At 35.5% G+C, this 12,773-nt stretch carries 12 protein-coding genes; 8 read left to right on the top strand and 4 right to left on the bottom strand.

Translation table 11 applies throughout. From position 1 onward, the window contains the following. Nucleotides 1-26 precede the first annotated feature (26 nt). Entirely contained in the window at nt 27-839 is an 813-nt protein-coding gene (locus J0J69_RS05815) for a DUF4037 domain-containing protein (RefSeq protein WP_212725769.1), read from the top strand. A 45-nt stretch (nt 840-884) separates the two neighbouring features. Next, complete coding sequence (locus J0J69_RS05810) at nt 885-2,012, top strand: competence protein CoiA (protein WP_212725768.1); 1,128 nt, start codon at nt 885-887, stop codon at nt 2,010-2,012. A gap of 25 nt (nt 2,013-2,037) precedes the next feature. Here the strand turns inward: J0J69_RS05810 and J0J69_RS05805 are convergent, their stop codons facing one another. Next, on the bottom strand, nt 2,038-2,613 hold the full coding sequence (locus tag J0J69_RS05805; protein WP_212725767.1) for a CYTH domain-containing protein: 576 nt from the start codon (nt 2,611-2,613) through the stop codon (nt 2,038-2,040). Nucleotides 2,614-2,743: 130 nt separating this feature from the next. On the opposite strand from J0J69_RS05805, the gene J0J69_RS05800 reads away from it, so the two are divergent. From J0J69_RS05800 to J0J69_RS05790, 3 genes are read left to right on the top strand one after another with little or no spacing between them, the layout of a single operon-like run. Next, nucleotides 2,744-3,436, top strand: coding sequence for a GTP pyrophosphokinase (locus J0J69_RS05800; RefSeq protein ID WP_212725766.1), 693 nt, complete (start codon nt 2,744-2,746; stop codon nt 3,434-3,436). Between the two features lies 1 nt (nt 3,437). Continuing rightward, nucleotides 3,438-4,235: an NAD kinase gene (locus J0J69_RS05795; protein ID WP_212725765.1), complete on the top strand. Its 798-nt coding sequence runs from the start codon at nt 3,438-3,440 to the stop codon at nt 4,233-4,235. 10 nt (nt 4,236-4,245) lie between these two features. After that, nucleotides 4,246-5,115 carry an RluA family pseudouridine synthase gene (locus J0J69_RS05790; RefSeq protein WP_212725764.1) on the top strand — a complete coding sequence of 290 codons (870 nt, stop codon included), beginning with the start codon at nt 4,246-4,248 and terminating at the stop codon, nt 5,113-5,115. 35 nt (nt 5,116-5,150) lie between these two features. Here the strand turns inward: J0J69_RS05790 and J0J69_RS05785 are convergent, their stop codons facing one another. After that, a complete protein-coding gene (locus J0J69_RS05785) occupies nt 5,151-5,444 on the bottom strand; it encodes a rhodanese-like domain-containing protein (RefSeq protein WP_055242293.1) in 294 nt (97 codons plus the stop codon). A 128-nt stretch (nt 5,445-5,572) separates the two neighbouring features. On the opposite strand from J0J69_RS05785, the gene J0J69_RS05780 reads away from it, so the two are divergent. The 3 genes from J0J69_RS05780 (at nt 5,573) to ltrA (ending at nt 9,540) form a co-directional block, all read left to right on the top strand. Continuing rightward, complete coding sequence (locus J0J69_RS05780) at nt 5,573-6,463, top strand: helix-turn-helix domain-containing protein (protein WP_212725763.1); 891 nt, start codon at nt 5,573-5,575, stop codon at nt 6,461-6,463. A gap of 112 nt (nt 6,464-6,575) precedes the next feature. Next, nucleotides 6,576-7,676 carry an ABC transporter ATP-binding protein gene (locus tag J0J69_RS05775; RefSeq protein WP_212724692.1) on the top strand — a complete coding sequence of 367 codons (1,101 nt, stop codon included), beginning with the start codon at nt 6,576-6,578 and terminating at the stop codon, nt 7,674-7,676. Nucleotides 7,677-8,262: 586 nt separating this feature from the next. Further along, entirely contained in the window at nt 8,263-9,540 is a 1,278-nt protein-coding gene (gene ltrA / locus J0J69_RS05770; protein ID WP_055305912.1) for a group II intron reverse transcriptase/maturase, read from the top strand. Nucleotides 9,541-10,355: 815 nt separating this feature from the next. On the opposite strand, the gene J0J69_RS05765 is transcribed toward ltrA, so the two are convergent. Both J0J69_RS05765 and J0J69_RS05760 read right to left on the bottom strand, forming a co-directional pair. Further along, nucleotides 10,356-11,327: a LacI family DNA-binding transcriptional regulator gene (locus J0J69_RS05765; protein ID WP_212724693.1), complete on the bottom strand. Its 972-nt coding sequence runs from the start codon at nt 11,325-11,327 to the stop codon at nt 10,356-10,358. A 92-nt stretch (nt 11,328-11,419) separates the two neighbouring features. Continuing rightward, the gene (locus J0J69_RS05760) at nt 11,420-12,757 is read right to left on the bottom strand and encodes an MATE family efflux transporter (RefSeq protein ID WP_212724694.1); all 1,338 of its coding nucleotides are present in this window, start codon (nt 12,755-12,757) and stop codon (nt 11,420-11,422) included. Nucleotides 12,758-12,773 lie beyond the last annotated feature (16 nt).

Below are 12,773 nucleotides of genomic sequence, written 5' to 3'. Positions count from 1 at the left end.
TTCGAAAAATGGAAGGAGAGAACAAGATGATCAATGTGAATGAAATTTTACATCGCTTAATCGCTGAATTCCAAAGTATTGAGCAAGTGACGGCTATTGCCATGGCAGGATCTAAATTTTCTAATTATCAAGATGATTTATCCGATATTAACATAAATATATATTACACCGAACTTATCCCTAGTGAGACGAGACATCAAATTTTAATGAAATTTTCAGAGTCCATTGAACTAGACTGTCCAGGAGAAGTACAAACCGACCATTGTTTACTCCGGGATTTCCCCATTGAGCTTGATTTATGTTATTTAGATATTGAAGAAATCGAAAAACAACTTATTACTGTGATCAATGAAGCGTGTGTTACTCGCTATAATTCAACGCGTATTGCTTATTTTGTTCATTACTCAAACATTGTATTTGATCGTCATCAACAATTATCGACATTGAAACAAAAGTATACCTCACAATATCCCGATCTATTACGACAAAAAATTGTTCAAATTCAATATCCTTTACTTAAATCAAACTCTAAATCGTACTACATTTCATTCGAACGAGCCCTTGAACGTCGAGATCGAATTCATATTTCTAGCCTTTTAAATGACTATTTAAAAAGCTATCTAGATCTATTATTTGCGATTAATCGACAATTTTATCCAATCGAAAAGCGGGTTATACAAATTATGGAGGAATCTTGTCCGCTAATACCTAACCTTATGAAAGAACATATTGAACTTCTTTTTATTCATGCGGGACGTTGTGATAAACAACTTTTAAGTGTCTTAGATATTATGATTAATCAAGTCACTCATCTTTTAAATGAACAATATCTGCTTTAAAAAGAAATTCACCCTTTTTTGCGTAAGTTAAAGTGGGTGATTAATATGTTAACAGCAAAACAAAATAACCAACTCGTTGATTTAACACAAATTCCAAAAAAGGAACTTGCACAACTAAAACTTAGTTCAAATTATGAGTGCCCGTATTGCGGCTCTCCTGTTATTTTTAAACAGGGTCCAAAAAGAAGGGCGCATTTTTCCCATATAGCTCCTTGTGATTACGATAGTCATACCCATGAAAGTGAAGCCCATCAGCTAAGTAAGCTCGTATTATCACAGTGGTTAATCAATCAAGGAGCGACCTCCGTACAGCTTGAATATCGATTGTCAGCTGTTAATCGGATTGCAGATATTTACTTTGAATGGAATCAGCAAAAATATGTGTTTGAAATTCAAAAAAGTCTGATGACACCAGAGCTCTTTGAACAGCGAAATAAAGATTACTGTCAGTCAGGCATTCAGGTGATTTGGATTTTTATCCGTGATATTCAGGAAAGGTCACACACTTATTTATTAAATCAAGTTATGCGACTTCAAAAGGGAAATCGATTAATTCATTTTAATGTTCTCACTGAAACCCTTACTTTTTTTGATCATCTTGTTTGGTTAAATCAAAAAGAAGTTGAAGGAACGATTGAATCTATTCCCTTGAAATTTTTATCGTTAGATCAACTACTCTTCCCACCACAAGCGTATAAACAAAAGCGATTAAGTGAATGGTTAGCCATTAAGAAAGAATTTCGATGTCAAAAATATGCAGGTTATCAACGAAAAGAATATGCTCTTTTAAGAATGTGTGCGCCTTTTTTAATTAATTTATCTTTATTACCATCAGTTGTTGGCTGGCCGATTGAAGAGGTTGCATACGAGAAGCCACTCTTTATTTGGCAGGCGTATGTTGTTTTATGTATCATGTCTAATTATGAAGAACATGAGGTGTTTACTTTATCAGAAATCCGCCAAAAGTTAAGACTTCATTATCGATTAAAAGAGTCACAGCACACATGGTTAGCTTTGAAAAAATATTTAGAGTTATTATCTATGTTTGGTATGATTCGTGAGCAATTTGGCTATTATGAATATATTAAGAAACCACATTTATACTTACAGCTTGAACCTTATTTAATAGAGGATGAGCAATTAGGTCAACTTTGGCTGCAACAAAAAAACTAGCTTCTACCTTAGAAGCTAGCTTTTCCTATTTTTTAGCGGCGGCTGTGGCGCGTTTAATTTTATTTTCAGCGGGGCGCGTCGGAATATTATGTTTATTTAATAAATGGTTAAAGATTTTTAATCCTTCATGATAATCTTTAACTTCATATTCTAGTTCGAAATCAATCACTTCACCATAGAAGCTTTTATCTAGGACAAGAAGTCCATTTTCATAAGGAACTTCAGCACGTTTCGTTGTTAAATCCGTCATGACGCGTAATTCATCTACATGAATTCCTAACTCAACTAAGGCATCGTAAACAGGTCCTTTTACGAGTTGATGATCATGTTTAAATGTTTTGTAGTCTGCTTTTGTAATCATTTGATTTGTCTCAAGTAGACCGACTTCTGCTTTCGTTTTTAATGTTAACTCATACGTGTTATTTTTTACTCGTACGCGAAGAGCCGCTTGTTGGCGTTTTAAATCATGAGATAGCGTATCAAAGTAGACATTTTTTTGTGTCCAAATTTGCTCTTCATGAATTGAGAAATAATTTAATAATTCATGATATTCATTTTCATCTAACATGTTTTTAAATTCAATTTCCAGATTTGTAGACATAAACAATCTCACCTCTATTTAATTATGACGCAAAGACATGATATAATCAATGAGTGAAGAAAATATTTATAAAATAAGTTGAGTGAGAGACAACAGATTAAATCAAAGTGAAGAAATAGAGGTGAATTTAATGGATTGGTTAAGTTTTTTTGAGCCGTATGAATTAGCCTTACAAGAATTAAAAATAAACTTACGCGGAATCCGCCAACAATATAAAACGAAGGGATTACACTCTCCGATTGAATTTGTAGATGGTCGTATTAAAACGATCTCGAGTATACTGGATAAATTGGACCGTATGGGGTTATCAATTCAGGAAATTGATAAAGTATACGATATTGCCGGAATTCGTATTAACTGTCAGTTCGTTGAAGATATTTACATGGTGGTTGAGTTATTAAAAAAACGTCAAGACTTAGAAATTGTTGAGACGCGCGATTACATTTTACATCAACGTGCAAGTGGATATCGATCGTATCATATTCATGCCTATTATCATTTAGAAACGATTGATGGGATGAAAAAAGTTATGGTTGAATTTCAAATCCGAACGCTTGCAATGAACTTTTGGGCGAGTATTGAACATTCATTAAACTATAAATATGAAGGACAAATTCCAGAAGGAATTAAAGAGCGATTAAAACAAGCGGCTGAAGCTGCTGCTTGGTTGGATGGTCAGATGTCAGAGATTCGTGATGAAATTGCGGAGGCACAGAAAACATTTGAAAAACGTCAATCCGATGAGTTTAGAGTGGTTGAACCACCTGCTAGCCTAGTGACGTTAAATGAAGATTATTTAATTAAAAAGCATAAAGGAGATTAACATGAAAGTAGCAATCTATGCGAATGAGCGTGAGCAGTCTCAACAAGTCAAAGAGCAACTCATGTTAAAATTGCAACAAGAACAAATCGAATTAAATGATCAAGAACCTGATATTGTTTTAACGATTGGTGGAGATGGGACCGTTTTACATGCGGTCCATCATTATCTGAATCAAATTGAGAAGGTTAAATTTATCGGGATTCATACGGGTCACTTAGGTTACTACACAGATTGGTTACCTGATGAGTTAGATGAGCTTGTGGAGTTTTTAAAACAAGAACACTCAAACATCAATCATCATCCATTATTGTCCATCGTCCTTTGTGAGTCTGTAGCTTCCGAAAGTGAAGTTTGCCATCAATTATATGCGTTTAATGAAATGACGCTTTTAAATGCTTATCGAACGCAGCATTTAAATGTGACCATTGATGATTTGTTTTTTGAATCGTTTCGTGGAACCGGTGTCTGTCTGTCAACCCCAACGGGAAGTACAGCGTATAATAAATCATTAGGGGGAGCGATTATTTATCCTAGCTTAAAAGCGTTCCAAATGACCGAGATTGCATCGATTAATAATAATGTGTTTCGTACAATTGGATCACCATTAATTATTCCGCAAGAGCAAGTCGTGACACTTCAATCAGAAAACTTTGCTGATGTGACGATTACTCGTGACCATTTATATGAATCATATCAAAATATTCAAAAAATTAAAGTGACCCTATCAGAACGTTCCGTTGCTTTCATTAAACGTCGTGATGGACTTTTCTGGGGACGCGTCAAGCAACATTTCTTATAGGAGTACCGACATGAGTTTGACTTTAACTTACACGATTAAACCAGAAGAACACGGAACATCGATCTTAAATTTTTTAAAGAAACAAGAAATTTCTAAAAAAGCGATTGTCGCCACGAAGCATCGTGGAGGAGATTTGCAAGTGAATGGAGAGCATCAAACGGTTCGCTATGTCTTACAAACAAACGATGAGCTAAAGATTATTTTTCCGCCAGAAGAACGAAGTGCTGGATTAGCTCCTTATGAGTTGCCACTTGATATTATCTTTGAAGATGATTACCTATTGGTGGTGAATAAACCAGCAGGCATTCCGACCATTCCATCGATTCGGCATCCATATGAAACGTTAGCCAATGCGCTAGTTCACTATTATAATCAACAAAAAATTGAATCCACGATTCATTTTGTTAATCGACTTGATCGGGATACATCAGGCTTATTAGTTGTGGCAAAATATCGTCATATTCATCATTTAATGACAAAAGATGTGAAGCAAATTAAACGAAAATATTATACCCTTGTGAAAGGTCATCTCACGATTTCAGGCACAGTCGAAGCTCCAATTGGTAGATTGCAAGAGGGAAACGTTAAACGTGGGGTTCGTGAAGATGGAGATCATGCAGTCACGCATTATCGTGTGATTGAAAGACAAGGTGAAAATACACTCATTGAATGTGAACTTGAAACGGGACGAACACACCAAATTCGTGTCCATATGGATTATTTAGGACATCCCTTGATTGGAGATACACTGTATGATGATCAAGCACTAATTTTAGAAGATGGCCATTTATTGCATAGCTATTATGTCCGTTTTATTCACCCAATTACAAAAGAAACGTATGAATTTCAAACAGATCTTCCCAAACGTTTTTCAATCTAAAAGAAGTGAGTCCCGTGAGGACTCACTTTTTATGTTTAATAGCGGTATCGCATATTTGTATAGCCACCTGCGATACTGATCACTTTATATCCAGCTGGTTCAAGCATCATACATGCTCGATAACTTTCACCCCCATGAGCGCAGATTAAATAATAGGTATCTCGCAAATTTAAGTAGCGCTCAGGATACATGACGAGAGTTTGATAGGGGATATTAACCGCTGTTGGAAGGTGAAACTGAGCATACTGATAAGGATCACGAATATCAATAATGACCGGATTCGTACTCATGATTTGACTCAATTGAGCCATTGTAATACTTCTTGGCATAACGGACCTCCTTTGTTATTAACGTAAATCGTTTTTTTATCGTTCACACAGTCGAAACTATTATGTTGTCAGCATCTAAAAAATGATATACTTAATATATACTATGAGGGGAGAAGTGGGGATGCTATATGCTTTTACAAATAAAAGAACTTTATAAAGAAAAATGTATTATTGATGAGATGCCAGACTATCCAAATGATTATTACTGGTTCAAAGATGAAGGGAATCATTTGATTGGCATAAAGAAAAATGTTCCGACATCAGAAAAAAAATTGCTATCCTTATTATTTGATGAGATTGTCTCTGTTGATTTTGATCAACAAAAAAGGTTATTTTGGTTAGAGTTATTGTTATATGGAAAGACAAAATTACTAGAGACGATGGTTCATCCATACGATGAAGTACGATTTATCTTTTTCCACCATAATTTTGATTCGGACACAAAAATTGAATTTGATCAATTAATTAAAAGCTTTAATCAGAAATTCATTGTTTTATTTATTGATCGTGAATATGGTGTCATTCTTGATTTTACCAAACGAAATGAATATGACGTGGAAGAATTTGAAGAAATTGCAAAAGCAATCAACGAAGATTTCTATTATTATACGAATCTTTATAAGACGGTCGATTACTCGATTGATGATCAAATCTCTGAGGCTTTTCTAAAAGAATTTAATCTCTATCAAAAGTATCGAAATCGTCAAGTTCTTATTATGGAACAACAAGAACTTCTATTACAATATATGATTTTAACTATTAATGATTACGATGGATTTAACCAATTGGCGCAAAAGATTGAAAGGTTATCTTATGATCTTGTGGAAGTAGTGAAGTCTTATTTAGACAATAACTTTAATTTATCGATGGGGGCGAAAGCCTTGTACATGCATCGCAATACGTTCATGAACAAATTAGAACGATTTATTCAAGTAACGGGACTTAATGTGAAAGAGTTTAAACATGCCATTGTAGCCTATATTTTGATAAAAAACCTCGAATTAAAAAGTAATATGTAAACGTTATATACAAGGTGCACAAGTTATATGATTAAAATGAGTGCAAGTTGTTTATTGAAAGTTAATCGCTTTCATTCTATAATTTACCTATACCAAGAGGGAGGAATTAAAAATGGCTGAATTAAAATTGAAAAACATTTATAAAATTTATGAGAACAATCCAAATCCATCTGTAACAGATTTCAATCTAGATATTGCAGATAAAGAATTCATCGTATTCGTTGGACCATCAGGATGTGGGAAGTCAACAACATTACGTATGATTGCGGGGCTAGAGGAAATCTCTAAAGGGGAATTTTATATCGATGGTGTCTTAATGAATGACGTAGCGCCAAAAGATCGTGATATCGCGATGGTATTCCAATCTTATGCATTATATCCTCACATGAATGTTTATGATAACATGGCATTCGGATTAAAATTACGTAAAATTCCTAAAGAGGAAATTGATCGTCGTGTGAAAGATGCGGCTCGTATCTTAGGGCTTGAACAATACTTAGATCGTAAACCAAAGGCGTTATCAGGGGGACAACGTCAACGTGTTGCTTTAGGACGTGCTATCGTACGTGATGCGAAAGTATTCTTAATGGATGAGCCATTATCAAACTTAGATGCTAAATTACGTGTTGCCATGCGTTCAGAAATCATCAAATTACATGAGCGTTTAGCGACAACTACAATCTACGTTACCCATGACCAAACAGAAGCGATGACAATGGCTTCTCGTATTGTTGTTATGAAAGACGGAGTAATTCAACAAATCGGATCTCCAAAAGAAATTTATGATAATCCAAAAACTGTTTTCGTTGGTGGATTCATCGGATCTCCTGCAATGAACTTCGTTCATGGTAAAGTAGCAAATGGTTACTTTATTGCAGATAACTTAAAATTCCGTATTCCAGAAGCCAAATTTAATATGTTAAAACAAAAAGGATATGATAATAAAGAAGTGATTTTCGGTATCCGCCCAGAAGATATTCATGATGAACCAATCGTAGCAGATACTTATAGTGAAGCAAAATATAAAGCTGAAATCGAAGTAGCAGAGTTATTAGGACATGAGTCTATTCTGTATACAACTTTAGCTGGGCAACAATTAGTTGCTAAAGTAGATGCTCGTTCTGATGTTCGTATGGGAGATACATTAGAGTTAGCGTTAGACATGAACAAATGCCACTTCTTCGATGTAGCAACTGAAGAAGTTATCCGCTAATTTTACTTGAACACACACATACACACGTTAAAATATAGCCAAAGCTGTCTCGAAAGGGACAGCTTTTTATGTGCGCCCGGCATGGGTATTATCTAACGGGTTAAAGTCCCGAGTACGTCCAAGTAGCGGAAAGTACATAGCCTAAGACAAGGGTGTCCTCTGCGAGGAGGAATCTGAAGGAAGTCCGTGGGCAAACTTCTGGTCTGACGAACAGGAATCACATCAGGCAGGATACAAGGATAAGACTGCATAACAAGTTAAAGTCCAATAACTACACAGAAAAAAAATGTATGTTGTAAATGTGGCAGATAGATGGAAGGGAAGATAATACACCTTACCCGGGGAGGTCTTATATTCTATCCCAAAGGTTGACCGTGAGGTAAACATGGAATATAAGAAGTCAGCCGAGGTCGTAGTAGTGAAGAGAGTTAGTGAAAACTAAAAGGAGCGAAGGACCGAACTATTTTATCCGTTAAAGAAATGATACTTGCACCTTCCTAATTAACCATTAGGTGATAAGACACATATCTAAAAAAAAAATAGATACGATGGATGGAAGGTTACGAAACTCATGGAGGTAACAAATATGAACACAGAGAATTTATTAAAACAAATCCTACACCCAAATAATCTAAACCAAGCTTATTTACAAGTTAAGCGTAATAAAGGTGCGGCAGGAGTGGATGGGATGACGATTAATGAATTGGGACACTATTTAAAAGAAAATGGTGAAGAGATAAAGGACCAAATTCGTACGCGTTCGTATCAACCTAAACCGGTGAAACGAATCGAGATTCCCAAGGCAGATGGGGGTGTGCGAAATTTAGGTGTCCCAACCGTGGTTGACCGATTCATTCAACAAGCGATGGCTCAAGTTCTCACCCCTATCTATGAAGAAAAGTTTCATGAAAACAGCTATGGATTTAGACCGGGACGATGTGCAGAAATGGCGATTATTAAAAGTCTAGAATTCATGAATGATGGGTATACATGGATTGTTGATATCGATTTAGAAAAGTTCTTTGATAAAGTCAACCATGATAAGTTAATGAGGTTGATATCAAATACGATTAAGGACGGAGATGTCATTTCACTCATCCGAAAATTCTTAGTCAGTGGAGTCATGATGGATGATGAATATAAAGAATCGGTGATTGGAACCCCACAAGGAGGCAATCTATCCCCATTACTGAGCAATATCATGTTAAATGAACTTGACCAAGAGCTAGAAGCAAGAGGGTTAAATTTTGTCCGATACGCAGATGATTGTTTAATTCTAGTGAAAAGTGAGAAGGCAGCGAAGCGAGTGATGAAAAGCATGACGAAATACCTTGAAGAAACGCTAGGTCTTAAAGTCAATGTGACAAAAAGTAAGGTTGAGCGACCAAGTGGAATTAAATTTCTAGGATTCGGTTTCTTTTGGGATAAAAATGCCTATCAGTTCAAAGCTAAACCTCACCAGATATCGATCATGAGAGTGAAAGAGAAATTAAAAAGACTCACCCGACGAAGTTGGAGTGTGAGTTTTGACTATCGACTGAAGAAACTAAAGCAGTTAATCATCGGATGGGTGAATTATTTTAAAATCGCTAAGATGAGGACGGTATGTGGAAATCTAGATAAAAATATTCGATTCCGATTAAGAATGTGTATATGGAAACAATGGAAGAAGGTTCAAACCAAATATAGAAGTTTAATGAGGTTGGGAATCGATAAGGATAAGGCGTGGGAATGGGCAAATACCCGAAAAGGATATGCGAGAGTCGCTCGCTCATTTATTTTATGTCGAACCATCACGAATGAAAGACTAAAAAGAAGAGGTCTAGTATCACTACTAGACCACTATCAAACTGTTCATATTTAGAGATAAAATAGAACCGCCGTATACGGAACCGTACGTACGGTGGTGTGAGAGGACGATGATTAAATTAATTAATTATCTCCTACTCGATTAGTTAACCTATTTAAGAAATGAAAGTTAATTCAACATTTAATGAGGGACTATCGCTAAAAAAAGTGACGTATGTTTTAGACTTGCCTCTCTAAGAAAATAGTATGATTAGTTAGAACAATCGTTGGAGAGAGTAAAAAGATTCAGTTTGATTGAATAGTAGTTTTAGTGGAACTAGTTGATGAGGTACAACTATGAATGCTTAAGGATATAGGCGGATTGGGTTAGATTATTTAATTAATCATCGTTTTATTTGAATTACGAAAAGGAGCTGTATCTATTTCGATACAACTCCTTTTCGTTTATTTACTTCTAAGTTTACTAAATAGTCTAGTCTAAACGCGGCAGTGATTCCAATACTATAACTAATTAAATCTCCAACTAAAAATCCATTCCCTACCAGCGGAAGAAAGCTAAGTTCACAATCGTTGATTGTGCTCCTTAGCGTAGGTGACCCATTCCCTACTAGGGGAGGAAAGCTAACAGCTCGTACCTCGCTATTAGCGTAGGTGACCCATTCCCTACCAGCGGAGGAAAGCTACGGGTTCGTTTCACTCACTATTGCCCTAGCAGTTGAGGATACATTTTCTTCGAAAATGCCAGGTGACCCAATCCAGTTTCAACAAGCCTCGCTCCTATAAAGTTGAAAAAAGGCTGTAGACTCAAAAAAGAGTCATCAGCCTTTTTTTGTTAACCTTCACGGCGAGATAAACGTTGGTTTCAACCTTTTATTTGGTAGATTCTCGTTCGATGAGTTCAACCGGTAAGGAAATATGTCGTTGTTCGATTGGTTCGTTATTGATTAGTTTAAATAATGTTTCTGCAGCGATTTCCCCCATTGAAACTATTGGTTGAGCAATTGTTGAAATCGTTGGATCTGTAAATTCACAAATACTAATATTGTCGTAACCGATAATTTTAATCTCTTGTGGAACTTGACGTCCTAGTTTCTTTAGACAACGAATACAGTTTGCTGCAATAATATCACTTGCTGCAAAAATTCCATCAATTTCAGGATGAGTGACTAAGAAGTTATAGATTTCAGCATTGGTATCTGGAGTAAATTCTAGTTCTACTGTATGAACTTGAATATCTGGATGGCGCTGTAAGGTTTGTAAAAAACCGTTTGCGCGTTCATTAGCAGGAGATAATGTTTGAGGCCCTCTGAACTGAACAATATTCCTACAATTTGCCTCAATTAATCGATTGGCTGCTAAGATTCCCCCCATATAATTATCTGCTGTAACAGATGGAATATCTTTACTAATAATACGATCTAATCCAACGATAGGAATATCTAAATTGATGTATGATACGATATCTGGAGAATTGGAACATAAAATTAGACCATCAATTTTATTTGTTGAAAAGATTTGTAAGTATTCTTTTTCACGGTCGAGGCTTTCTCTTGATGTACAAAGCATTGTTTTATAGCCATGTTGTAAAATAACTTCTTCAATTCCCGAGATCATATCATTAAAAAACTCATTTTTTAAATCTGGAATAATAATTCCAATAATTTTTGATGATTTTCGATACAGAGAACGTGCAATTTCATTAGGAACGTAATTTAATTCTTTAATTGCTTGCATAACTAACTCTTTTGTATGTTCATTGACATATCCTTTGTTATTGATGACGCGTGAAACGGTTGCTACAGAAACGTTAGCAAGCTTTGCGACGTCTTTAATATTCGCCAAAATTTTTCACCTCTAAATTCCCTTATGACTCATTATTTCTATCCTAATTATAAAAGAAAATCTTTCACAATGTCAATGAGTATCATGAGTTATTAGGAAATGAAAGACTTATCCGTCCATTTTTTGCTTTTAAATCTAAAGGTGAAAATCAGCCCTCTAAAACATTCGTCGACAGCAAATGCAATCCAAATCCCAACTAATCCAAGGTTAAAATGAATTCCTAAAATATAAGCAACTGGGATACAGATGAGCCACATTCCAACAATTCCAAAAATGAAAGGATAATTAACGTCTCCTGCTGCTTTTAGTGCATTCGTTAAAACTAAGTTTGAGGCCCGACCAATCTCAAGCACTGTATTTACGAGTAATAATGATTTTCCAAGACTTAAAATAGCCGGATCATTTGTAAAGATTCCAAATAATAAATCACTACCGAAATAAGCAACAATTGAAAGTGTCAGAGAAACAGCAACAGCTAAGCCTTGGGTTTTAAAAGTTTGTTTATAGACCTCTTCATTTTTCTCTTCACCAATGAAATAACCGACTAAAACTTGGTTTGCCTGAGCAATGGCTAAGCTAAATAAATAGATAAACATTGAAAGATTGGAGGTATAAACTCTCGTTGTAATTGCTAATGTTCCAAGTAAAGAGACGAATGATAAAATGACGACTTGTGAACTTGAGTAAGCGACTTGCTCTAAGGCAGAAGGCACCCCGATTTTTAAAATATTTTTAATATCTTGAATTGGCCAACGTTTGAAAAATTGCTCTGAAAATGAGAAATCAATTTTTCTGACAATGATGAATGCAATTAAGAGCACGGTAATAAAACGACTAAAGACCGTTGAAATTGCTACTCCAATTGGACCGAGTTCAGGTGCCCCAAATAAACCATAAATAAAGAGCGCATTCCCAAAAATGTTAATAATGTTTGCAATTAGTGTGATGATCATTGATTGCTTTGTATAGCCATAGCTTCGTAAAATCCCACTAAGAACCGGTTGAATGGCCATTAAAAATAAAAAGCTCCCCACAATTTTTGTATAAGTGACGGTTGTGTTCATGATCTCATCAGGTGTATTCATAAAGTCAAGAATATATTTGGAACAAACAACCATCACCATACTTAAAATAACCCCAATGATTAAGTTTGCACCGATGGATACGATCCCAACTTCACAAGCCTTTTGATGATGATTTGCTCCTAAATTTTGCGACATTAAAATCACAGTTCCAGCGGCAACAAAGTTAAACATTACCGCAATTAAATTAATGACTTGATTTGACATTCCAACAGCAGCAACAGCAGAGTCTGAATAGGCACTTAGCATAAAGGTATCGACCATGCCCATCAGCATAAATAAGGTTAATTCAATAAAAATTGGCCATGCCAATTGCTTCAGCGATTTGCGTTCAAAATTATCACTCATATCTGTTCTCCCCGCA

Origin of the sequence: Turicibacter bilis, from assembly GCF_024499055.1 — a bacterium.
Lineage (GTDB): Bacteria > Bacillota_I > Bacilli_A > MOL361 > Turicibacteraceae > Turicibacter > Turicibacter bilis.
This window is presented reverse-complemented; position numbering and strand designations above follow the sequence as displayed.

Bases quoted from the DNA above. Each gene is read 5' to 3' on its own strand.
- J0J69_RS05795 (WP_212725765.1), top strand. From the start codon at position 3,438: ATGAAAGTAGCAATCTATGCGAATGAGCGTGAGCAGTCTCAACAAGTC.
- J0J69_RS05760 (WP_212724694.1), bottom strand. From the start codon at position 12,757: ATGAGTGATAATTTTGAACGCAAATCGCTGAAGCAATTGGCATGGCCA.
- J0J69_RS05800 (WP_212725766.1), top strand. From the start codon at position 2,744: ATGGATTGGTTAAGTTTTTTTGAGCCGTATGAATTAGCCTTACAAGAA.
- J0J69_RS05775 (WP_212724692.1), top strand. From the start codon at position 6,576: ATGGCTGAATTAAAATTGAAAAACATTTATAAAATTTATGAGAACAAT.
- J0J69_RS05810 (WP_212725768.1), top strand. From the start codon at position 885: ATGTTAACAGCAAAACAAAATAACCAACTCGTTGATTTAACACAAATT.
- J0J69_RS05785 (WP_055242293.1), bottom strand. From the start codon at position 5,444: ATGCCAAGAAGTATTACAATGGCTCAATTGAGTCAAATCATGAGTACG.
- J0J69_RS05805 (WP_212725767.1), bottom strand. From the start codon at position 2,613: ATGTCTACAAATCTGGAAATTGAATTTAAAAACATGTTAGATGAAAAT.
- J0J69_RS05780 (WP_212725763.1), top strand. From the start codon at position 5,573: ATGCTTTTACAAATAAAAGAACTTTATAAAGAAAAATGTATTATTGAT.
- J0J69_RS05815 (WP_212725769.1), top strand. From the start codon at position 27: ATGATCAATGTGAATGAAATTTTACATCGCTTAATCGCTGAATTCCAA.
- J0J69_RS05790 (WP_212725764.1), top strand. From the start codon at position 4,246: ATGAGTTTGACTTTAACTTACACGATTAAACCAGAAGAACACGGAACA.
- ltrA (WP_055305912.1), top strand. From the start codon at position 8,263: ATGAACACAGAGAATTTATTAAAACAAATCCTACACCCAAATAATCTA.